22 protein-coding genes are annotated in these 20,704 nt (G+C 64.6%); 6 read left to right on the forward strand and 16 right to left on the reverse strand.

Annotated features, from left to right (window positions below; genetic code table 11):
* Positions 1–111 precede the first annotated feature (111 nt).
* The 10 genes from pdxJ to rpoE form a co-directional block, all read right to left on the reverse strand.
* Positions 112–852: a pyridoxine 5'-phosphate synthase gene (gene pdxJ, locus RCF34_RS18610; protein ID WP_308709506.1), complete on the reverse strand. Its 741-nt coding sequence runs from the start codon at positions 850–852 to the stop codon at positions 112–114.
* 3 nt (positions 853–855) lie between these two features.
* Positions 856–1,539 (reverse strand): DNA repair protein RecO, encoded by a 684-nt coding sequence (gene recO / locus RCF34_RS18615; protein ID WP_308709507.1) that lies wholly within the window; start codon positions 1,537–1,539, stop codon positions 856–858.
* 2 nt (positions 1,540–1,541) lie between these two features.
* Complete coding sequence (gene era / locus RCF34_RS18620; RefSeq protein ID WP_133862947.1) at positions 1,542–2,447, reverse strand: GTPase Era; 906 nt, start codon at positions 2,445–2,447, stop codon at positions 1,542–1,544.
* Positions 2,440–3,129, reverse strand: a complete 690-nt coding sequence (rnc, locus tag RCF34_RS18625) for a ribonuclease III (protein ID WP_133862948.1) — start codon at positions 3,127–3,129, stop codon at positions 2,440–2,442. The genes era and rnc overlap by 8 nt, the downstream gene beginning before the upstream one ends.
* Positions 3,126–3,521, reverse strand: a complete 396-nt coding sequence (locus RCF34_RS18630) for a DUF4845 domain-containing protein (protein WP_133862949.1) — start codon at positions 3,519–3,521, stop codon at positions 3,126–3,128. The genes rnc and RCF34_RS18630 overlap by 4 nt, the downstream gene beginning before the upstream one ends.
* Entirely contained in the window at positions 3,518–4,372 is an 855-nt protein-coding gene (gene lepB / locus RCF34_RS18635; protein ID WP_308709508.1) for a signal peptidase I, read from the reverse strand. Before lepB ends, RCF34_RS18630 begins: the two co-directional genes overlap by 4 nt.
* 5 nt (positions 4,373–4,377) lie before the next feature.
* Entirely contained in the window at positions 4,378–6,177 is a 1,800-nt protein-coding gene (lepA, locus tag RCF34_RS18640; RefSeq protein WP_183633383.1) for a translation elongation factor 4, read from the reverse strand.
* A gap of 147 nt (positions 6,178–6,324) precedes the next feature.
* On the reverse strand, positions 6,325–7,749 hold the full coding sequence (locus tag RCF34_RS18645; protein ID WP_308709509.1) for a DegQ family serine endoprotease: 1,425 nt from the start codon (positions 7,747–7,749) through the stop codon (positions 6,325–6,327).
* A gap of 222 nt (positions 7,750–7,971) precedes the next feature.
* The gene (locus tag RCF34_RS18650; protein ID WP_308709510.1) at positions 7,972–8,499 is read right to left on the reverse strand and encodes an RseA family anti-sigma factor; all 528 of its coding nucleotides are present in this window, start codon (positions 8,497–8,499) and stop codon (positions 7,972–7,974) included.
* 33 nt (positions 8,500–8,532) lie between these two features.
* Positions 8,533–9,114, reverse strand: a complete 582-nt coding sequence (gene rpoE / locus RCF34_RS18655) for an RNA polymerase sigma factor RpoE (RefSeq protein WP_026083736.1) — start codon at positions 9,112–9,114, stop codon at positions 8,533–8,535.
* 320 nt (positions 9,115–9,434) lie between these two features.
* Here rpoE and nadB point away from each other — a divergent pair, with 320 nt between their 5' ends.
* Entirely contained in the window at positions 9,435–11,057 is a 1,623-nt protein-coding gene (nadB, locus tag RCF34_RS18660; protein ID WP_308709511.1) for an L-aspartate oxidase, read from the forward strand.
* On the opposite strand, the gene RCF34_RS18665 is transcribed toward nadB, so the two are convergent.
* Together RCF34_RS18665 and RCF34_RS18670 are read right to left on the reverse strand one after the other, a co-directional pair.
* Positions 11,014–11,466: a protein YgfX gene (locus RCF34_RS18665; protein ID WP_308709512.1), complete on the reverse strand. Its 453-nt coding sequence runs from the start codon at positions 11,464–11,466 to the stop codon at positions 11,014–11,016. The two genes, nadB and RCF34_RS18665, sit on opposite strands and share 44 nt — an antisense overlap.
* Entirely contained in the window at positions 11,450–11,707 is a 258-nt protein-coding gene (locus RCF34_RS18670; protein ID WP_133862956.1) for a succinate dehydrogenase assembly factor 2, read from the reverse strand. Before RCF34_RS18670 ends, RCF34_RS18665 begins: the two co-directional genes overlap by 17 nt.
* A 122-nt stretch (positions 11,708–11,829) precedes the next feature.
* On the opposite strand from RCF34_RS18670, the gene RCF34_RS18675 reads away from it, so the two are divergent.
* Entirely contained in the window at positions 11,830–12,747 is a 918-nt protein-coding gene (locus RCF34_RS18675; RefSeq protein ID WP_308709513.1) for a folate-binding protein YgfZ, read from the forward strand.
* A 40-nt stretch (positions 12,748–12,787) separates the two neighbouring features.
* Positions 12,788–13,618 (forward strand): HDOD domain-containing protein, encoded by an 831-nt coding sequence (locus tag RCF34_RS18680; RefSeq protein ID WP_308709514.1) that lies wholly within the window; start codon positions 12,788–12,790, stop codon positions 13,616–13,618.
* Positions 13,619–13,674: 56 nt separating this feature from the next.
* Here the strand turns inward: RCF34_RS18680 and RCF34_RS18685 are convergent, their stop codons facing one another.
* Both RCF34_RS18685 and RCF34_RS18690 read right to left on the reverse strand, forming a co-directional pair.
* Positions 13,675–15,078, reverse strand: a complete 1,404-nt coding sequence (locus tag RCF34_RS18685; protein WP_308709515.1) for a sensor histidine kinase — start codon at positions 15,076–15,078, stop codon at positions 13,675–13,677.
* Complete coding sequence (locus RCF34_RS18690; RefSeq protein ID WP_007161984.1) at positions 15,071–15,742, reverse strand: response regulator; 672 nt, start codon at positions 15,740–15,742, stop codon at positions 15,071–15,073. Before RCF34_RS18690 ends, RCF34_RS18685 begins: the two co-directional genes overlap by 8 nt.
* A gap of 330 nt (positions 15,743–16,072) precedes the next feature.
* Between RCF34_RS18690 and RCF34_RS18695 the strand changes: the two genes are divergently transcribed.
* Genes RCF34_RS18695 through RCF34_RS18705 form a run of 3 tightly spaced genes read left to right on the forward strand, consistent with a single transcriptional unit; the run spans position 16,073 to position 19,070 of the window.
* Entirely contained in the window at positions 16,073–17,053 is a 981-nt protein-coding gene (locus tag RCF34_RS18695) for a tripartite tricarboxylate transporter substrate binding protein (RefSeq protein ID WP_308709516.1), read from the forward strand.
* A 48-nt stretch (positions 17,054–17,101) separates the two neighbouring features.
* Positions 17,102–17,560: a tripartite tricarboxylate transporter TctB family protein gene (locus RCF34_RS18700; protein ID WP_017640135.1), complete on the forward strand. Its 459-nt coding sequence runs from the start codon at positions 17,102–17,104 to the stop codon at positions 17,558–17,560.
* A gap of 1 nt (position 17,561) precedes the next feature.
* Complete coding sequence (locus RCF34_RS18705; RefSeq protein WP_308709517.1) at positions 17,562–19,070, forward strand: tripartite tricarboxylate transporter permease; 1,509 nt, start codon at positions 17,562–17,564, stop codon at positions 19,068–19,070.
* Positions 19,071–19,125: 55 nt separating this feature from the next.
* Here RCF34_RS18705 and RCF34_RS18710 read toward each other — a convergent pair whose 3' ends face one another.
* Both RCF34_RS18710 and RCF34_RS18715 read right to left on the reverse strand, forming a co-directional pair.
* A complete protein-coding gene (locus RCF34_RS18710) occupies positions 19,126–19,908 on the reverse strand; it encodes a class I SAM-dependent methyltransferase (RefSeq protein ID WP_308709518.1) in 783 nt (260 codons plus the stop codon).
* A gap of 31 nt (positions 19,909–19,939) precedes the next feature.
* Positions 19,940–20,641, reverse strand: coding sequence for an extensin family protein (locus RCF34_RS18715; RefSeq protein ID WP_308709519.1), 702 nt, complete (start codon positions 20,639–20,641; stop codon positions 19,940–19,942).
* Positions 20,642–20,704 lie beyond the last annotated feature (63 nt).

Genomic DNA, 20,704 nt, shown 5'->3' on the forward strand with positions numbered 1-20,704 from the left:
ATCCCTGGACCCCTCGCCCGGCTCAGACCTAAGTGCTTGATTTTCAAGCCGCTTCAGCGTCTGCGCCGGAAGTGGGGCGCATTATAGGGGAGTTTCGGAACAGGTCAACAGTTATTTTACGACCGAGTTACAGCGGATCAATTCGGCCATGTCCTTGACCGCCTGCTTGAGGCCGACGAAGACCGCCTGGGCAACGATGGCATGGCCGATGTTCAACTCGTTGATACCTGGCAGGGCCGCGATGGGCTGGACATTATGGTAGTGCAGGCCGTGGCCGGCATTGACCACCAGCCCCAAGCCGGTGGCGAATTCCACTGCCTTGGCCAGGCGCTGCAGCTCCAGGGTCTGCTCGTGCTGGGTGTCAGCTTCGGCATAGCGACCGGTGTGCAGTTCGATCACCGGGGCACCGCAGTCCTTGGCCGCCTGAATCTGCTGCAGATCCGGGTCTATAAAGAGGGACACTTCCGAAGCGGGCAGCGCGGCGATGGCATCACGGATGCGCTGGACCTGACCCAGGACATCCAACCCACCTTCGGTGGTCAGCTCTTCCCGGCGCTCGGGCACCAGACAGACGTGCTCGGGACGGATCTCTTGCGCGAAGGCCAGCATCTCGGAGGTCAGGGCGATTTCGAGATTCATGCGGGTCTGCAGGAGGTCGCGCAGCAGGCGGACATCTCGCTCCTGGATATGCCGACGGTCCTCACGCAGGTGCAGGGTGATGCCATCCGCTCCTGCCTCCTCGGCGTCCAGGGCCGCCTTGACCGGATCGGGATATCTCGTACCCCGAGCCTGGCGCAGGGTGGCGACATGGTCGATGTTGACGCCCAACAGAACACGACTGAACTCTTTCATGGCTTATTCACTTGGCTTGGCGAACAATTCGCGACTCATCAGGGGTTTGCCGCCCAGGTGCGGCGCCAGGGCCTGGCGCATCAAGCGCTTGGCAGCGCGAACTACCGTGGGATCGTCCCATTCGCCGCGATCCAGTGCCAGGATTTCCGCGCCGGCCAGACAGCCCGGGCGAACCTCGTCGACGGCTTCGAAGCCCTGGTCCGGAATGAAGCGATAGAGGCGCTGGCCTTCGATGGCCCGACCATCCAGGGACTGGGACAGCGAAAAGCCGTAGCCCAGCAGGTCGAGCAGACGCCATTCGAAGGTACGCAACAGGGGTTCGACCGGACGACCCTGGACCAGGGCGGCCAGGGTCAGACCATAGAGTTCGAAGAGGGCGGGATAGGGATCTTCGGCGGGTAACAGCCGGACCAGCAGCTCATTGAGATAGAAGCCACTGAAAAGGGCCTGTCCCTGAAGCAGATAGGGCGGCGCCAGGGCCGCCACCTTTTGCAGGTTCTTCAACTCCCCTCGCCCGCTGAGCTGAGCCTCGAGCGGAATGAAGGGCCTGGCCAGACTCCCGGAGCGGGAGCGGGCCGCGCGCAACACGGTACGGACCCGGCCAAAGGCGCCGAACACATCCACCAGCGCACTGCTTTCCCGGTAAGGACGCGAATGCAGGACGAACAGCGGCTCGGACGCCTGCATCGCTAGAGGTCGGAATAACCCAGAGAGCGCAGGGCGCGCTCGTCATCGGACCAGCCGCCCTTGACCTTGACCCAGAGGTTGAGCATGACCTTGGCGTCGAACAGGGTCTCCATGTCGTGGCGGGCTTCCTGGCCGATCCGCTTGATGCGCTCGCCGGCCTGGCCGATGAGGATCTTCTTCTGGCCATCTCGCTCGACCAGAATCAGGCCATGGATGTGCAGCACGCCGTTGTCGTACTTGAATTCCTCGATCTCGACGGCGACCTGATAGGGTAATTCCGCCCCCAGCTGGCGCATGATCTTTTCCCGGATCAGCTCGGCCGCGAGGAAGCGGCTGGATCGGTCGGTGATCTGGTCTTCGGGAAAGAAGTGGTCGCCTTCCGGCAGGCGTTCGGCGACCAGCTCTTCGAGGGCGTCGAGATTGTGGCCGTGCTGGGCGGAGATCGGAATGAGCGCGGCTTCCGGCAACTGCTCCTGCAGCCATTGCAGGTGCGGCAGCATGTCGGCCTTGTCTTCCAGGCGATCCATCTTGTTGACGGCGAGCAGCACCGGGCATTTCACGAAGCGCACCCGTTCCAGCACCATCTGGTCTTCGTCGGTCCAGCGGGTGCGATCGACCACGAACACCACGACGTCCACATCGCGCAGGGCGGTTACGGCCGTCTTGTTCATGAAGCGGTTGAGCGCCTTCTGGTTTTCCTTGTGCAGACCGGGGGTATCCACATAGATGGTCTGGACCTCACCCTCGGTCTTGATGCCGAGCATGTTGTGCCGGGTGGTCTGCGGCTTGCGCGAGGTGATGGCCAGCTTCTGCCCGAGGATATGGTTGAGCAGCGTGGACTTGCCGACGTTGGGGCGACCCACGATGGCTACGTAGCCGCAGCGCGATGCCTTCAGCTCATCATTCATGACCATTCTCCACGCCCAGGGCGATCAAGGCCGCCGAGGCCGCTATCTGTTCGGCGATGCGGCGACTGGCGCCCTGCCCCGTCGTCTTTTCGTTGAGCATGGCGATCTCGCATTCGACGAAGAAGACCCGGCAATGGGGCTCTCCTTCGATGGCGACCACCTCGTAGCGCGGCAGGTCGCAGGCGCGCGCCTGGAGGAATTCCTGCAACCGCGTCTTGGGATCCTTGTTGGTATCCACCGGCGTCAGCTCGCGCAGTTGCGGACCCAGCCAGGCCATGACCCGGTCTTTCGCCGCGTCCATGCCGGCATCCAGATAGATGCCGCCGATCAGGGCTTCCATGGCATCGGCGAGAATGGATTCGCGACGAAAGCCGCCGCTCTTCAGTTCACCGGAGCCCAGGCGCAGGTAGTCACCGAGTTCGAAGCTGCGGGCCAGCAGCGCCAGGGTCTCGCCTTTCACCAGCTTGGCCCGCAAGCGGGACAGCTGGCCTTCGCGGGCCTGGGGGAAGTGATCGTAGAGGGCTTCGCCGATGATGAAGTTGAGGATGGCGTCGCCGAGAAATTCCAGGCGTTCGTTGTTGCGACCGGCAAAGCTGCGGTGCGTGAGGGCGAGCAGCATCAGGTCCGGGTCCTGGAAGGTATAACCCAGCCGACGCTCGAGGCGATCTAGAGATAAAGTCACGGGAGATTTATACGGAAATCACGATTGAAACGAACGACCAGATCGATGTTGCGGATCAGGTGTTCACGTTTTTCATAGTCGAGGTGGATCTGCAGGTGGTTGCCGTCGGCTTCGACGCGCATGGCCTTTTGCAGATCGAGATCACGGATGTCGTTCACCTGCATACCCTTCCCCACGTAGCTGTAGACGTCGGACACGCTGCGAATCTGGTTATCGGGGTTGTCGCCGATGGATTCGATGACCTTGGTCAGAGCATTGTAGTCCAGGTAATGCGGAACGAGTTTCATGGCCGTGCTGGCCAGGAAGGCGATGACGCAGAGTCCGAGCAGGCCACCGAGAAACGACAGACCCTGCTGACGCGATGGGAGACCGGGCACTCTGCGTTCATTCATCTGATGATACCTACGCGAGACAGGGTGGGCATGCTCTGCAGCTTGGGCTCCGGCCAGCTCAGCCAGACGGCGAAGGCCTTGCCGACGATGTTGCGGTCGGGAACCATGCCCAGCAGGTCACGGGGAATGCTGGGATCGTCCCAGTAGCGACTGTCGTTGGAGTTGTCGCGGTTGTCACCCATCATGAAGTAGTGACCGGCCGGCACCTTCCACTCGTGGTCGGGCTCCATGCGGTAGCGGGTCATCTCTTCGCGAATCAGGTGTTCGGCCTTACCCAGTTGTTCCTTGAACAGCTTGACGCTGCCCAGCGAACCCGGCTCGTCGCCCACCAGCTCCTCGCTGACGCGCTGGCCGTTGATGTACAGCTGCTTGTCGCTGGTATAGCGGATGGTGTCGCCCGGCACCCCGATCACGCGCTTGATGTAGTTGACGCTGGGATCGCTGGGATAGCGGAACACCATGACGTCGCCACGCTGCGGATCACCGATCGGGATGACCTTGAGATCGATCACCGGCAGGCGGATGCCGTAGGCGAATTTGTTCACCAGGATGAAGTCGCCCACTTCCAGGGTCGGCTTCATGGAGCCCGAGGGAATCTGGAACGGCTCCACCAGGAAGGATCTCAGGATCAGCACGATGGCCAGGACGGGAAAGAAGGACTTCCCGTACTCGACCAGCGCCGGTTCCTTGTTCAACTGGTCCAGGACCACGGGATCAGGCTCGCTGACCTGCTGCCCATAGGTCTGGATCGCCTTGCGACGACGCGGTGCGAGCACCAGCAGATCGATGAGCGCCAGGGCGCCGCAGACGGCGACCGCGAGAACCAGCAACAGAGGGAAGTTCCAAGACATGGGCTTCAGCTATCCACCTTGAGCACGGCCAGGAAGGCCTCTTGAGGAATCTCTACGCTACCAACCTGCTTCATGCGCTTCTTACCCGCCTTCTGCTTTTCCAGCAGCTTGCGCTTACGGGAGACGTCACCGCCATAGCACTTGGCCAGAACGTTCTTGCGCAGTGCCTTGACGGTGGTACGGGCGACGATCTGACCGCCAATGGCTGCCTGGATCGCTACGTCGAACATCTGCCGCGGGATAAGCTCCTTCATCTTCTCGGTCAGGGCGCGACCCTTGTAGTGCGCCTTGTCGCGATGGACGATCAAGGCCAGGGCGTCGACCTTCTCGCCGTTGATGAGGACGTCGAGCTTGACCAGGCTGGCCGCCTCGAAACGATCGAAGCTGTAATCGAGCGACGCATAGCCGCGGCTCACCGACTTCAGGCGATCGAAGAAGTCCAGCACCACTTCGTTCATCGGCAGGTCGTAGCTGACCTGCACCTGGCTGCTGAGGAACTGCATGTCGCGCTGGACGCCACGCTTCTCGATGCACAGGGTGATGACGTTGCCCAGGTGCTCCTGGGGTACCAAGATGTTGGCGCGGACGATGGGCTCGCGCATTTCGGCGACGGAGGCCAGGTCCGGCAGTTTCGAGGGGTTGTCGACATAGATGGTGCTGCCATCCTTGAGCACCACCTCGAAGACCACGGTCGGCGCCGTGGTGATGAGGTCGAGATCGTATTCGCGTTCCAGGCGCTCCTGGATGATCTCCATGTGCAGCATGCCGAGGAAGCCGATGCGGAAGCCGAAGCCGAGGGCCTCGGAGCTTTCCGGCTCGTATTGCAGGGCCGCGTCGTTGAGAGTGAGCTTCTGCAGCGCTTCGCGGAAGTCCTCGAAGTCGTCGGAGCTGACCGGGAACAGGCCGGCGTAGACCTGCGGCTTGACCCGCTGGAAGCCCGGCAGCATGGCCACGTCAGGAGTGGCGCTGAGGGTCAAGGTGTCACCGACCGGAGCACCGAGGATTTCCTTGATGCCGGCGATGATGAAGCCCACTTCACCGGCCTTCAGATCAGGCATCTCGGTGTGCTTGGGCGAGAAGACGCCAACGCTGTCGACCTGATGCACCTTGCCGGTGGACTTGACCAGGATCTTGTCGCCCTTCTTGACCCGACCGTGCTTGACGCGCACCAGCGAGACGACGCCCAGATAGTTGTCGAACCAGGAGTCGATGATCAGCGCCTGCAGCGGTGCCTCGATCTCGCCTTCCGGCGGCGGAATGACCTTGACCAGCTGTTCGAGCACCTCCGGCACGCCCATGCCGCTCTTGGCACTGCAGGGCACGGCGTCGGTGGCATCGATGCCGATGATGTGCTCGATCTCGGCCTTGACCTTGTCCGGATCGGCCTGGGGCAGATCCATCTTGTTCAGCACCGGCATGACCTCGAGGCCCTGCTCGATGGCGGTGTAGCAGTTGGCGACCGACTGGGCTTCCACGCCCTGCCCCGCGTCCACCACCAGCAGCGCGCCTTCGCACGCGGCCAGCGAGCGGCTGACTTCATAGGTGAAGTCGACGTGGCCGGGGGTATCGATGAAGTTGAGCTGGTAGGTCTTACCATCTTCGGCCTTGTAGTACAGCGTAACGCTGTGGGCCTTGATGGTGATGCCACGCTCACGCTCGAGATCCATGGAATCCAGGACCTGGGCCTCCATTTCTCGGTCGCTCAAACCACCACACATCTGGATGAACCGATCCGCAAGCGTCGACTTGCCGTGATCGATGTGGGCGATGATGGAGAAATTGCGGATATGGCTCAGATCACTCACGAATCAGCACTCGAATAGCCAGCGGCGGAACATCCGCCGGGAAAATAGCGGGGGAGTTTACCTGAATGCGGCAAACAAGGGGACTCGCGCCGTTCGAGCGGACAAAAAGAAGGGGCGGTCGCCCGCCCCTGCTCCACTGCCTTGCCGTTACTTGCCCGGCAGTTTGAAGGTGATGAAGCTGGCGCGACCGTCGCGCACCACGCGCATCGAGATGGAACGACCCGCCGGCAGCGCCGAGGTGATCTTCTCGAAGGCCGAGGCCGATTCGATCGGCTGGTTGTTCAGGTGGGTGATGACATCGCCCGGACGCAGGCCGATGGCCGCGGCAGGACCGTCGCCACTCAGCTTGTTGATGACCACACCGCCCTGGATATCCAGGGTCTTCTTCTGCTCGGGCGTCAGGTTGGCCACCGCGATACCCAGGCGATTGCTGGCCCGGTCGGAGCCACGCTCGCCACCGGACGTGGCCTGGTCATCCTTGGGCATGTCGCCCACGGTGACGCTCAGGTTCTGCCGCTTGCCTTCGCGGATGATCTCCATGTCGGCCTTGGCACCCGGCTTGAGGTTGCCGATCAGGTGCGGCAGGTCGGCGGATTCCTCGATCTTCTGGCCATTGACCGAAAGGATGACGTCACCCACCTTGATGCCGCTCTTGGCTGCGGGACCGTCGTCCAGGGTCTGGGCGACCAGGGCACCCGCCGGACGATCTAGGCCGAAGGATTCGGCGAGATCCTTGTCCACTTCCTGGATGACCACGCCGAGCCAGCCGCGGCTGACCTTGCCTTCGGTCTTCAGCTGATTGGCCACGTTCATGGCGACGTCGATGGGGATGGCGAAGGACAGACCCATGAAGCCCCCGGAGCGGGTGAAGATCTGCGAGTTGATCCCGACCACTTCACCCTTGAGGTTGAACAGGGGGCCGCCGGAGTTGCCCGGGTTGATGGCTACATCGGTCTGGATGAAGGGGACGTAGCTTTCATTGGGCAGGCTGCGACCCTTGGCGCTGACGATACCGGCGGTGACCGAATGATCAAAGCCGAAGGGCGACCCGATGGCCAGCACCCACTCACCGACCTTGAGCTGGTCGGAGTTACCCAGCTTCAGGGTAGGGAGGTCCTTGGCGTCGATCTTCAGCAGGGCCACGTCGGTACGGGGATCCGCACCGATCAGCTTGGCGGTGTGATCGCTGCGATCGGAAAGGCGCACCAGGATTTCGTCGGCATCGGCGACCACATGGTTGTTGGTCAGGATGTAGCCATCGGGCGAGATGATGAAGCCGGAACCCAGCGACTGGGCCTGCTCCTGCTTGCCCCGGGGACTGCGCGGCATCTGCGGAATGCTGCGCTCGAAGAACTCACGGATGCCCGGCGGCAGACCTTCCAGGTCCGGCATGGTCATGGCGCCGGCGCCCCGACCTTCGGGAATTTTCTGACGGGTACTGATGTTGACGACCGCGGGAGACGCCGCCTCGACCAGGCCGGTGAAATCCGGCAGATCGGCCCGGGCCATGGCCGTCATCCCCATCAGCCAGAGCCCCATCAGGGCCGCCGTGTAATGCTTTAGATTGCGCATGCGCATGCAGCTCCACTCTATCCAATGACTTGAACACGTCGCTGGCGACCTGCCTTTCCCGGATCGGAGGCACTGTCAGTGACGATTGGCAGCAGAAATACCACGCCCTTGCTGAACGATAGCTTTCGAAGCTTTTTTGCGACCTGGTCGAAAATCTCCAGGGCAAAAAAAACGGCGCCTGGAGCTGGACTCCGGGCGCCGTTTCGGTGTGAAGCCAGCAGATCAGCGCTGGGCAGGAGCGTCCTGCTTTTCACCTGCCGCAGGCTGATCAGCCTTGACTTCGGTGTTGGCCTTGGTGCTTTCCTCGCTGAAGCTGGCCAGTACAGCCGGGCTACGCGCGGGTTGCGGCACGGTCAGCTGGCTCGGTGCCTGCTGGGCCAGACCCTGGGTGGAGACGTCGGACTGGTTGTACATCCGCACGCCCGCCAGCACGGCGAAGGTCACGGACGCGGCGACCGCGACACGACCCAGGCTCGACCAGCGACCCTTGCTCGCTTGAGCAGCAACGGGTGCTGCCGGCACTGCGGCGACCTCATCACGCTCCAGCGTGGCGGTGACGCCTTTGGCAATATCCAGGTTCGGCAGCATGGGCTCACCGCGAATCACGGCGCTGACCATGGCGTAGCGCGACCAGGTGGCGCGCAATTCCGGGTCCTTGCTGACCTCGGCGATGACACGCCGGGTTTCGAATTCGTCCGCTTCGTTATCCATAACAGCGGACAGGGATTCCAGCAGGGCTTCACGACTCATACGTATTACCTCTCTAAAAGCTGTCGCCGCTGTCTATGCATCACGCAGCAGGGGCTGCAATGCTTTGTCTATCGCTTCCCGAGCCCGGAAAATCCGGGACCGGACCGTTCCCACTGGACATTGCATAACATTGGCAATGTCCTCGTAGCTGAGGCCTTCGAACTCACGAAGGGTCAGCGCGGTACGCAGATCTTCCGGGAGTTGCTGGATGGTCCGATGCACGGTGGCCTCGATCTCATCCCGCAAAAGGGACCGCTCCGGGGACTCGATGTCCTTTAGAGCATGGTCGCCTTCATAAAATTCCGCATCTTCGGCGCTGACGTCGCTGTCCGGTGGACGACGACCCCGGGCAACCAAATGGTTCTTTGCCGTATTGATGGCGATGCGATAAAGCCAGGTATAGAAAGCACTATCGCCACGGAAGTTCCCGAGGGCGCGATAGGCTTTGATGAAAGCCTCCTGAGCGACGTCCTGGGCTTCCTGGGTATCGTGGACGAAACGCACGATCAGACCGAGAATCTTGTGCTGATACTTGAGCACCAGCAGGTCGAAGGCACGCTTGTCGCCGCGCTGCACACGCTCGACCAGTTGTTGATCCTGCTCCTGGGTGGGCAGGGCTTGCTTGCTATCCTTGGCTTGCAGTTCGGTATCGTCCTTGCCTTCACTATCGACGCGCGCTGCTAGACTGGGCTGTTGCACGAAAGTTCTCCCCTCCACAGCAGTTGATGAGCGAGCACTGACATGGCTGCTGATCGCTCCTGGGTATCACTGATTTAGCTTTGGCAGATGGCTCATTCTCGTCCAGGCACTCCGGCCGCACAGATGAGCGATTATCTGTACATAGACCCCGCTTAGCGTCCGCGAGTTCCCCGCCGATGGCTATGCCGTCAGCCGCCTTGTTCCTATACTCGCCGTCTCGGTGAGAAGGAAACGTCATGGCGCGTCATCTGGAATTCGATGTCCTGGTAATCGGCAGTGGCGCCGCGGGCCTGACGCTCGCGCTCAATCTGCCCGCGACGCTGTCGATCGCGGTGCTGAGCAAGGGCGAGCTGGCGCATGGCTCGACCTACTGGGCGCAGGGGGGTGTCGCCGCCGTGCTGGACGAGGGCGACACCATCGAGGCGCACGTGCAGGATACCCTAGTCGCCGGCGCCGGGCTGTGTGACGAGGCCGCTGTGCGCTTCACCGTCGAGCACAGTCGCGAGGCCATGCAGTGGCTGATCGACCAGGGCGTGCCCTTCACCCGCGAGCAGGACGCCGCCAAGGGCAGCCTGGGTTTTCACCTGACCCGGGAAGGCGGCCACAGCCACCGCCGCATCATCCACGCCGCCGATGCCACCGGCATGGCGATCTTCGACACCCTGCTGCGCACCGCCGAAGGCCGCCCCAATATCCAGCTGCTCAGCCAGCGCGTGGCGGTGGATCTGATCACCACGGAAAAACTCGGCCGGCCAGGCGCTCGCTGCCTGGGCGCCTATGTGCTCGACCGCACCAGCGACCAGGTGGATACCCTGCATGCGCGCTTCACGGTGCTGGCCACCGGCGGCGCCAGCAAGGCCTACCTCTATAGCACCAACCAGGACAGCGCCAGCGGCGACGGCATCGCCATGGCCTGGCGCGCCGGCTGTTCGGTGGCCAATCTGGAATTCAACCAGTTCCACCCCACCTGCCTCTATCATCCCCATGCGCGGAGCTTCCTGATCACCGAAGCCCTGCGTGGCGAAGGCGCCGTCTTGCGCCTGCCGGATGGCGAACGCTTCATGCCGCGCTTCGATCCTCGCGCCGATCTCGCCCCACGCGACGTGGTGGCGCGCGCCATCGACCACGAGATGAAGCGCCTGGGCATCGACTGCGTCTTTCTCGACATCAGCCACAAGCCGGCGGATTTCGTGCAGGAGCACTTTCCCACGGTCCATCGGCGCTGCCTGGAACTGGGCATCGACATCACCCGGGACGCGATCCCCGTGGTACCGGCGGCGCACTACACCTGTGGCGGGGTGCGCGTCGACCAGCACGGGCGCTCGGATCTCGCCGGTCTCTATGCCATCGGCGAAACCAGCTGTACCGGTCTGCATGGCGCCAATCGCATGGCCAGCAATTCGCTGCTGGAGTGCTTCGTCTACGCGCGCTCGGCGGCGCTGGACATCCAGGCGCAAGAGGCCGAGATCACCATGCCGAGCGACCTGCCCGACTGGGATGCCAGCCAGGTGACGGACTCGGACGAGGACGTGGTGATCGCACACAACTGGGACGAGTTGCGGCGCTTCATGTGGGACTACGTCGGCATCGTGCGCACCACCAAGCGACTGGTGCGCGCCCGCCATCGCATTCGGCTGCTGATGGACGAGATCGACGAGTTCTACAGCAACTACCGGGTCAGCCGCGACCTGATCGAATTGCGCAACCTGGCGCAGGTGGCGGAGCTGATCATCGATAGCGCCCTCGCCCGCCAGGAGAGTCGCGGCCTGCACTTCACCCTGGACTATCCGCAACTCGCCAGTACTGCCCGGGACACTATTCTGCTGCCGCGAACCGGCGCGGCGCGAAGCGAAGCCTGACTCTCAGGCGGCGATGGGCGTCCGCGGTGAGGCTGTCGCGGGCGATGCAGAGACTGCGGGTGCGTCTTTCGTCCGGCAGCCGATAGCGCAGGACCACTAGCCGCGGCAGGGCCAGGCTGTCCGGGCGCACCTGGATGGCCTGCCAGCCGTTCGCTGGCGACCAGAGCTGCCAACCCTCGGCACCATGCCGCAGCCGCCGCGGCACGCCAGGGTAGCGCTGCTGGAGCTGGCGCTGGCGCACGCGATGCCACGACCAGAGCACCAGCAGCGTCAGGAGCGGCTTGAGCGTCCAGGGAATGGCCGCCAGCCAGGGGCAGATCCCTGCGCAGAAGGCGGCCAGGGCGTGCAGCCGCAGGAGGCCGGCAGAGGCGCTCCAGCGGCATTCGAAGGGCTCAAGCCGGCTGGACACGGTCCAGGATCATGCGCACGATGAGCTGCAGATCGGCGTCTTCCGGCTCGCCACGCTGCATGAACCAGTGGAACATGTCCTGATCCTCGCACTCGAGCAGCTTGCGATAGCGCGCCTGGTCTTCCGCGCCCAGGGAGGAATAGACCTCCTTGACGAAGGGCACCAGCAATACATCCAGTTCCAGCATGCCGCGACGGCTGTGCCAGTACAATCTGTTGAGTTCGGTAGCTTCGGTACTCATGGGGACTCCTGCGACAATCGGCGCAGTATAAGCCCGAAGCGCCCCGCCGCGCAGTGCGCCTGACATTCACCCCGGGCGCGCCTATGATGAGCGGCTTCACTCGACACGGAGCTGCTGCCGCAATGGCCGACTCGCCGTATTTCTGCCGCTTGACCCACGAAGGCGTCCTGGCCATCCGCGGGGTCGATGCGACCAAGTTTCTCCAGGGGCAGGTGACCTGCAACCTCAACTATCTCGCTGACGACCAGGCCGGCCTGGGGGGGCGCTGCACGCCCAAGGGGCGCCTGGTGTCCAGCTTCCGCATCGTCAAGCAGGCCGACGGCTATCTGCTGGCGATGGCCGCGGAGCTGGTCGAGCCCTTGCTGACCGATCTGAAGAAGTATGCGGTCTTCTCCAAGTCGACGCTGACCGATGAGAGCGGCCAATGGCAACGCCTGGGGCTCTCTGCCGCCGGCTTCGCCAGCGCCTATCCCGACGTCGTGCTGGGCGACCAGGCCAATGCCGTGGCGCCGCTCGATGACGGCTTCGCCCTGCGGCTGGAGGATGGCCGGATCGAGACCTGGCGCACAGCAAACGCAGCGGCGCCGGCATTGCCGGAGGTCGCGCTCGACGCCTGGCTGCTGGCCCAGGTACGGGCCGGCGTGGGCCAGGTGTTCGGCGCGACCCGCGAGCTGTTCGTCCCGCAGATGATCAATCTACAGGCGCTGGATGGCGTGAGCTTTCGCAAGGGCTGCTACACCGGCCAGGAAATCGTCGCGCGCATGCAGTACCTGGGCAAGCTCAAGCGGCGCCTCTATCGGCTCGCCGGCAGCGACCAGCCCCCTGCCGTGGGTACCGAGCTGTTCTCGCCGGTGCATGGCAGCAGCGTGGGCGAGGTGGTGCTCGCCGCGGCCAGCCCAGAGGGTTGCGAATTCCTGGCGGTGCTGCAGGGCGATGCCGCCGAGGATGGACGCGTCTCGGTGGGCAGCTCGGGCGGGCCAAACTGCCGTTTACTCGATTTGCCCTACTCACTCGATAGCGATCGTGAAATAAAGCGCTGAAGGTTGGGATCGCCTTTTCCGCTCCTCACACAGGTACGTCATGACTCCTCTTGCCGAAAAAGTTGTCCAAGATCTTCTCCACGCGATAGACACCGATCGCGTGGTGCTGCCCACCCTTCCCGAGGTGGCACTGAAGGTCAGAGAAGCGGCCGAAGACCCCAACGTGGGTGTCGCCGAGCTGAGCCGGGTGATCGCCATGGACGCCGCCCTGACGGCGCGCCTGATCAAGGTGGTCAACAGCCCGCTCCTACGTACCAACAAGGAGATCACCGACCTGCAGATGGCGGTCGGGCGCCTGGGTATCAACTACACGGCGAATCTGGCCACGGGCCTGGCGATGCAGCAGATGTTCCAGGCCACCAGCGACGCCGTGGATCGCAAGATGCGCGAGGTCTGGAGCCAGGGTACCGAGATCGCCGCCATCAGCCATGCGCTGTGCAAGAAGTACACGCGCCTGATGGCCGACCGTGCCCTGCTCGCCGGCCTGGTGCACCAGATCGGCGTGCTGCCGATCCTCACCTATGCCGAAGAACAGGAAGAGCTGCTGGCCAACGCCATCACCCTCGACCAGGTGACGGCGCGCATCCATCCGCAGATCGGCGAACGCATTCTCAAGGTCTGGGATTTCCCGGCCGACATCGCCTGCGTACCGCGGGAATATCTGGCGCTGGAGCGGCAGCCCGCGGCGGCCGACTATGCCGATATCGTGCAGATCGCGACCCAGCTGCACGCGCAGCGCCAGGGTCAGCCGGAGATCGCGGTCCAGACGCTGCCGGCCAGTATCCGCCTGGGGCTGAACAACCAGCCGGACCCTGCCCAGGATCAGTCCTTCTGGGACGCGGTGGAACAGTCGCGCACCCTGCTCGGCTGAGCATCGGGCTTGTCTGAAAAGTCGCCGAGCGAAGGTCAGGTACTTTTAGACAAGGCCTAGGCTTCCTCGGCGGGAAATTCGACCCGCACCCGCAGCCCGCCGAGCGCGCCGTCCAGCAACTGGATACGGGCGCGGTGGGCGGCGCAGATCTCACCGACGATGGCCAGCCCCAGACCGGCGCCCCCGGACTGCGGATCCAGGCGCTGAAAGCGCTCGAAGACCCTGGCCCGCGCATTGGCCGGAATGCCGGGGCCGTCATCCTCGACTTCCAGCACCGCCGGGGCCAGCACCCGTACCACGATGTTGCCACCTGGCTGGCTATGGGCCAGGGCGTTTTCCACCAGATTGCAGAGCAGCTCGTTGAGCAGCGTCGGTTCGCCGATCACCGGCGCCTTGGCGAAGGGCTCGAAGGCCAGGGCGACGCCCTTGGCATGGGCCAGCGGCGCCAGCGCCATGGCCAGCTCCCTGGCCAGTTCGCTGAGTTCCAGGCGTTCGGCGCCCCCCTCGGCGATGGCCTGGGCGCCGCTCTCGATGCGGGCCAGCGACAGCAGCTGGTTGGCCAGGCGCGCCAGGCGATCGGTGCTCGCGCGGGTCTCTTCCAAGGTGGCGTACCAGGCCTGGGGCTCGCGTTCGCGCAGGCCCAGTTCGACCCGCGCCTTGATCGCCGCCAGCGGGGTGCGCAATTCGTGGGCGGCGTTGGCGATGAAATCGGCCTGGCGCTCGAACAGGCGGCGCAGGCGCAGGGTGAAGCCTTCCAGGGCATGCACCAGCGGCAGCAGTTCCTGGGGCGCTCGCACCTCGGGCAGCGGTCGCAGGTCGTCGACCCCACGCTCTTCCACGGCCTGGCGCAGGCGCTCCAGGGGACGCAGGGCGGCGCCAACCGCCATCCATACCAGCAGGATGGCACCCAGCCCCATCAGGCCAAGGCGGATCAGGGTGTCGGTGAGCAGGCTGCGGGCCACCTCCTCGCGGGCTTCGGCGGTCTCGGCGACGCGGATCTCGGCCATGCCGGTGAGATCCGGCTGGCTGACCGGCTGGGCCAGGCTCACCACCCGTACGTCCTTGCCGCGGTAGGTGCTGTTGTAGAAGCGCGCCAGGGCCGGATAGTCGCGGGTCAGCGGGGCGTCCGGTGGTGGCGGCGGAATCTCCTCGTAACCGGAGATCAACCGGCCGCGGGTATCTAGCACCTGATAGAAGATGCGCCCGACGTTGTCGTAGGCGAAGTTGTCCAGGGCGATGTAGGGCACATCGGCGCGCAGGGTGCCATTGGTGGCCGACAGACCGGCGGCGATGGTCCGGGCCGAGGCCAGCAGCGTCCGGTCATAGGCCACGTCGGCCAGCCGCCGGCCATTGAGATAGGCCGCCAGGCTGCTGATCGCCAGAATCACCGCGAGCAGGATGACCATTCGCAGCAGCAGGCGGCCACGCAGGCTGCCCGCCGCCTTCGCCACCTCAGCCATGCTGTTCTTCCAGCAGATAGCCCAGGCCGCGGAAGGTGACGATGCGTACCGCGCCGGCTTCCAGCTTCTTGCGCAGGCGATGCACATAGATCTCGATGGCCTCGGGACTGGCCTCTTCGTCCAGGCCGAAGACCTGGGCGGCCAGTTGCTCCTTGCTCATGACCCGTCCGGGACGGGCGATGAGCGCGGCCAGCACGGCGTGCTCGCGCGAGGTGAGTGACAGCGCCTCCTCGCCCAGGGTGAAGCGCGAGGTATTGAGGTCATAGATCAGCGGGCCGCAGCGCTGCTGGCGATCGCCACCCAGCACGCTGCGGCGCAGCAAGGCCTTGACCCGGGCTTCCAGCTCGGTGAGTTCGAAGGGCTTGGCCAGGTAGTCGTCGGCGCCGAGATTGAGGCCCTGCACCCGATCCTTGACCTCGCCGCGAGCGGTCAGCATCAGCACCGGCAGGCGATCGCCACGCTCGCGCAACCGCGCCAGGACCTCGAAGCCGTCCATGCGCGGCAGGCCGACATCGAGGATGGCCAGGGCATAGCTTTCGCTCTGCAGGGCCAGGTCGGCGGCCACGCCATCGTTGAGCAGATCGACGTTGAGCCCGGCATTCTTGAGCGCCTGGGCGACGCTTTCGGCCAGTGGCGGATGATCTTCGACCAGTAGGATGCGCACGCTGACAGCTCCCGCTCAAAAGACTCGAGTTTACCGGATAGCGGCCGGTTGGCCTGCTGCCAGCGCCGCACTATCGCAGCCTTTCACGTCTGAAAGGCTGTTGAAAGCTTGGCGGTCTAGAGTGAAAGGTAGCGGTCCCAGAACCGCATGATGCTTGCCCAAGCGCCACCCCTGGCTGGCCAACAACAATAACAAGCGGAACGACATCCATGCTCGCCCTCGCGCAGCTCCACGTGCTCACCCTTCTTCTCTATGAACGATCGCCGCCCTGGCGAGCCTGAGCCGTGTCCGCCTGTCAGCTTCTGAAATAACAACAAAAGGAAGACGTCGATGAGCACCACCTTGCGCAACCTCACCCTGACCCTGGCCGCCTCCGTGCTGCTGTCCGCCCAGGCCATGGCCGAACCCAAGCGTCCAGAATGCATCGCCCCGGCTTCCCCGGGTGGTGGCTTCGACCTGACCTGCAAGCTGGCCCAGAGTGGCCTGGTGGAAGCCAAGTTGCTGGACAGGCCCATGCGTGTGACCTACATGCCCGGCGGCGTGGGCGCGGTGGCCTACAACACCGTGGTGGCTCAGCGTCCAGCCGATGGCGACACCATCGTCGCCTTCTCCAGCGGTTCGCTGCTGAACCTGGCGCAGGGCAAGTTCGGTCGTTTCGATGAAAAGGCCGTGCGCTGGCTGGCGGCAGTGGGGGCCAGCTATGGCGCCATCGCGGTCAAGGCCGACTCGCCCTACAAGACCCTGGGCGACCTGGTCGAGGCGCTGAAAAAGGACCCGAGCAAGGTGGTGATCGGCTCCGGCGGTACCGTGGGCAGCCAGGACTGGATGCAGACGGCACTGATCGCCAAGGCCGCCGGCATCAATCCCAGGGACCTGCGCTACGTGGCCCTGGAAGGCGGCGGCGAGATCGCCACCGCGCTGCTGGGTGGCCACATCCAGGTCGGCAGCACCGACATCTCCGACTCCATGCCCCATGTCGAGGCCGGCAACATGCGCCTCCTGGCGGTCTTCGCCGAGCAGCGTTTCGACGAACCGGCGATGAAGGACATCCCCACCGCACGCGAGCAGGGCTACGACATCGTCTGGCCGGTGGTCCGCGGCTTCTATGTCGGCCCGAAGGTCACCGACGAGCAGTACAACTGGTGGAAGGCCAGCTTCGACAAGCTGCTGGCGTCCGACGACTTCGCCAAGCTGCGTGATCAGCGCGAGCTCTTCCCCTTCGCCATGACCGGCGCCGAGCTGGACGCCTATGTGCAGAAGGAAGTCGCGCGTTACCGCGGCATGGCCAAGGAATTCGGCCTGATCCAGTAACGAGCCCCCGCCCCTGGCGCCCCTCCGGGCGCCTTCGAGGATGTCGACATGATCTTCCAACGCGCCTTCATGGCGGTCTGGCTGGTGGCCGGGCTCGTCATGCTGTTCATCGCCCGGGATTACCAGGCGCCTTTCTCCTACGAGCCGGTTGGGCCACGGGCCTATCCGATGCTGATGTTCGGGCTGATGAGCCTGGGCCTCGCCTATCTGATCATCCGCCCCACGCCGATCGGCGATGGCGAGGACCAGAAGCCGCTTGACGCTTCCTCGCTGCGCAAGGTGGTGGCCTGCTGCGTCATCCTGCTGGGCTACGCCCTGACCTTCCAGCCGCTGGGCTTCCCCTTGAGCGCCTTCCTTACCGCCACCCTGTGCGGCCTGCTCTATGGCGGCCGCCTGATGCCCTGTGCCCTGGTCAGCCTGCTGCTCTCGGTAAGTCTCTATGTGCTGTTCGACCGGGTGATGGAAGTCCCCCTACCCCTTGGCGTGCTGGAATTCCTGGAGGGCTGACATGGAAACCTTGAATTTTCTGATGCAGGGCTTTGGCGTCGCCATGACACCCACCAACCTGATCGTGGCGCTGATCGGCACCCTGATCGGCACCGTGGTGGGCCTGCTGCCAGGTCTCGGCCCGATCAACGGCATCGCCCTGCTGATCCCGGTGGCCTTCGCCCTGGGCCTGCCGCCGGAGACCTCGTTGATCCTGCTGGCGGCGGTCTACCTGGGCTGCGAATACGGTGGCCGGATCTCTTCGATCCTGCTGAACATCCCCGGCGAAGCCGCGACCATGATGACCTGCCTGGACGGCTATCCACTGGCACGCCAGGGCATGGCGGGCGTGGCCCTGTCGCTGTCGGCCTGGAGCTCCTTCATCGGCGCCTTCATCGCCACCTGCGGCATGGTGCTGTTCTCGCCGCTGCTGGCCAAGTGGGCGATCGCCTTCGGTCCGGCGGAATACTTCGCGCTGATGGCCCTGGCCATCCTCAGTCTCTCCGGCATGGCCGCCGAGAAGCCGGTCAAGACCCTGGTCGCCGCGCTCTTCGGCCTGGCCATCGCCTCCGTGGGCATCGATGCCAACAGCGGCGTCTATCGCTTCACCTTCGACAACGTGCACCTGGCCGACGGCATCGACTTCGTGATCCTGGTGCTGGGGCTGTTCTCGGTGAGCGAACTGCTCCTGCTGCTGGAGCAGACCCATCATGGCCAGGTCGCGGTCAAGGCCACCGGGCGCATGCTGTTCAACGTGCGCGAAGCGCGCAGCGTGCTGATGGTCAACCTGCGCAGTTCGGTGAGCGGCTTCATCATCGGCGTGTTGCCGGGTGCCGGCGCCACTCTGGCCAGCGCCCTGGCCTACACCACCGAGAAGCGCCTGGCCGGTGCAGATGGCAAGTTCGGCAAGGGTGACCTGCGCGGCCTGGCAGCGCCGGAAACCGCGATCGGCGCGGCGGTGTGCGGCAACATGATTCCCATGCTGACCCTGGGCATCCCCGGCTCGGGCACCACCGCGGTGATGATCGGCGCCCTGACCCTCTACAACATCACCCCCGGCCCGCTGCTGTTCCAGAACGAGCCGAATCTGGTGTGGGGTCTGATCGCCTCGCTGTTCATCGCCAACGTGATGCTACTGATCCTCAACGTGCCCATGGTGAAGATGTTCACCAAGATCCTCGATGTGCCGAACTGGTCGCTGGCCCCGGCCATCGCCATCATCACCGGCATCGGCGTCTACGCGGTGCACGCCACCACCTTCGACCTGGTGCTGATGGTCTGTGTAGGCATCTGCGGCTACATCATGCGCAAGCTGGACTTCCCGCTCTCACCGCTGCTGCTGGGCTTTATCCTCGGCGAGCTGATGGAGACGAGCCTGAGACGCGCGCTGTCGATCTCCAACGGCGAAGTGGGCATCCTCTGGCAGAGCGGCATCAGCCAGGTCATCTGGATCGTCTGCATCCTGATGGTGGCCTTACCCTTCTACCGTGCCTGGCGCAAGCGTCGAGCGCCCAAGCCCGCGACCGTCTGAGGTCGGCGATACCAGCGCCCGCGGCCGGAGTCCTTCCGCCCGCGGGCTTTTTCGTTCAGGCTGACTTGAAGCTCTTCTTCGGATAGATGTCGTAGCGGCTGGACTTGCCCTCCAGCACATAGCCCGGCTTCACCCCCTCGATGGCCGGCGCCTTGCGCGGGCGCTTGACCACCACCCGGTGACTGGCGCGGGCCAGGGCCGCGGCCAGCAGCGCCGGGGCGTCCAGATCGTCGCCCACCAGCGGTCGGAACAGGCGCATCTCCTTCTTCACCAGGGCGCTCTTGTCGCGATGCGGAAACATGGGATCTAGGTAGATCACCTCGGGCGCCTCCCCTTCCTCGCCTTGCAGGTAGGCGGTGGAATCGGCCTGCACCAGGGTCATCAGGGCGGCGATGCCGGCCGCTTCGTGATCCCTAGCGGCGCGGGCGAGACCGTCTTCGAGCAGGGCGGCGATCAGCGGCTGGCGCTCGACCAGCGTCACCGTGCAGCCCAGGGTCGCCAGCACGAAGGCGTCGCGGCCCAGACCCGCGGTAGCGTCGAGGATGCGTGGGCGCACGCCGGGTCCGACCCCGACCGCCTTGGCGATCATCTGGCCGGCGCCGCCGCCGAACTTGCGCCTGTGCGCCGCCGCGCCCTCGACGAAGTCCACCCGTACCGGACCCGGTGCCTCCGGGCCACGCTGCACCAGCTGCAGGCCCTGAGTACCGACTTGCAGGGCGAATTCCTCGGTCGTGGCGGTGCCCAGGGGCAGACCCAGGCGCGCGGCCCAGGCAGCAGCAGCCTCGGTGAAGGCGGGTTCCAGGGCTTCGACGATAAGCGCGGGGCGGGCGGTGGACATGGGCGACTCGCTGGCGAAAGGACCGGCCATTCTACCGACAGACGCGAAAGCCACCCATGTCGACATGGAAATGATCGCGGTGCGCCGCGTTGTAGTCCGGTCCCAGGGTGGTATTGAAGGACCGGCAGGCCCCATCGCGTACCAGCCGCAGGAAGCGCTGGGCCTCGGGATCGCCCTTCCAGTCCCGCGCCACGCTGATCCGCCGACCGTCGGCCAGACGCAGTCCGGCGAGGTCCAGGGCATTGGCGGTGGCGTGCTGACTGCGCCGGCCGCTCGCGCGGCCATAGATGTTGCGGCAGGCAAAGCTGCCGTAGTGCTCCACCTCGGCCACCCGCTGGCCATAGACGGCTTCGGCCGCCGGCTGCAGGGCCTGCCGCTCGAACAGCGCGAAGCCGACGGCCAGGGGACAGCTGGCGAGGAAGCTGCCGCTGAGCCTTACCCCTTCGCCGCGCTGGATGCGCACCGTCCGCTCCAGCGGGCAGTCGGCCGAACCGGCATTGCCGCGCAATTCGCGATAGTTGAGCGCCGAGGTGGCCAGGGACGCCGCGCAGTAGTCGGCATCGGCCTGCAGGCGCCAGAGCTTGAGTCGGGTGACGGCATTGGTGGGTGCCTGGATGTCCAGCGGCGCCCAGGGGTTGTAGGCCGGCGGAATGCGCAGCCAGCCCTGGTCGAAGGCGGTGTGCAGACCGCCATAGAGCAGGATGACGAGACCGAGCAGGTGTCTGGCTTTCATGCGGCGCGCCGAAGAGGATTCGCAAGGCGGAGTCTTCATCAGACCGGAGCGACCAGCGGGAAT

The sequence above is a fragment of the Pseudomonas sp. 102515 genome (assembly GCF_031085165.1).
Lineage (GTDB): Bacteria > Pseudomonadota > Gammaproteobacteria > Pseudomonadales > Pseudomonadaceae > Chryseomonas.

Bases quoted from the DNA above. Each gene is read 5' to 3' on its own strand.
- lepB (WP_308709508.1), bottom strand. From the start codon at position 4,372: ATGTCTTGGAACTTCCCTCTGTTGCTGGTTCTCGCGGTCGCCGTCTGC.
- RCF34_RS18705 (WP_308709517.1), top strand. From the start codon at position 17,562: ATGGAAACCTTGAATTTTCTGATGCAGGGCTTTGGCGTCGCCATGACA.
- RCF34_RS18680 (WP_308709514.1), top strand. From the start codon at position 12,788: ATGACTCCTCTTGCCGAAAAAGTTGTCCAAGATCTTCTCCACGCGATA.
- RCF34_RS18695 (WP_308709516.1), top strand. From the start codon at position 16,073: ATGAGCACCACCTTGCGCAACCTCACCCTGACCCTGGCCGCCTCCGTG.
- era (WP_133862947.1), bottom strand. From the start codon at position 2,447: ATGAATGATGAGCTGAAGGCATCGCGCTGCGGCTACGTAGCCATCGTG.
- RCF34_RS18675 (WP_308709513.1), top strand. From the start codon at position 11,830: ATGGCCGACTCGCCGTATTTCTGCCGCTTGACCCACGAAGGCGTCCTG.
- nadB (WP_308709511.1), top strand. From the start codon at position 9,435: ATGGCGCGTCATCTGGAATTCGATGTCCTGGTAATCGGCAGTGGCGCC.
- RCF34_RS18700 (WP_017640135.1), top strand. From the start codon at position 17,102: ATGATCTTCCAACGCGCCTTCATGGCGGTCTGGCTGGTGGCCGGGCTC.
- RCF34_RS18715 (WP_308709519.1), bottom strand. From the start codon at position 20,641: ATGAAAGCCAGACACCTGCTCGGTCTCGTCATCCTGCTCTATGGCGGT.
- recO (WP_308709507.1), bottom strand. From the start codon at position 1,539: ATGCAGGCGTCCGAGCCGCTGTTCGTCCTGCATTCGCGTCCTTACCGG.
- RCF34_RS18710 (WP_308709518.1), bottom strand. From the start codon at position 19,908: ATGTCCACCGCCCGCCCCGCGCTTATCGTCGAAGCCCTGGAACCCGCC.
- RCF34_RS18630 (WP_133862949.1), bottom strand. From the start codon at position 3,521: ATGAATGAACGCAGAGTGCCCGGTCTCCCATCGCGTCAGCAGGGTCTG.
- RCF34_RS18670 (WP_133862956.1), bottom strand. From the start codon at position 11,707: ATGAGTACCGAAGCTACCGAACTCAACAGATTGTACTGGCACAGCCGT.
- pdxJ (WP_308709506.1), bottom strand. From the start codon at position 852: ATGAAAGAGTTCAGTCGTGTTCTGTTGGGCGTCAACATCGACCATGTC.
- RCF34_RS18650 (WP_308709510.1), bottom strand. From the start codon at position 8,499: ATGAGTCGTGAAGCCCTGCTGGAATCCCTGTCCGCTGTTATGGATAAC.
- RCF34_RS18645 (WP_308709509.1), bottom strand. From the start codon at position 7,749: ATGCGCAATCTAAAGCATTACACGGCGGCCCTGATGGGGCTCTGGCTG.
- RCF34_RS18685 (WP_308709515.1), bottom strand. From the start codon at position 15,078: ATGGCTGAGGTGGCGAAGGCGGCGGGCAGCCTGCGTGGCCGCCTGCTG.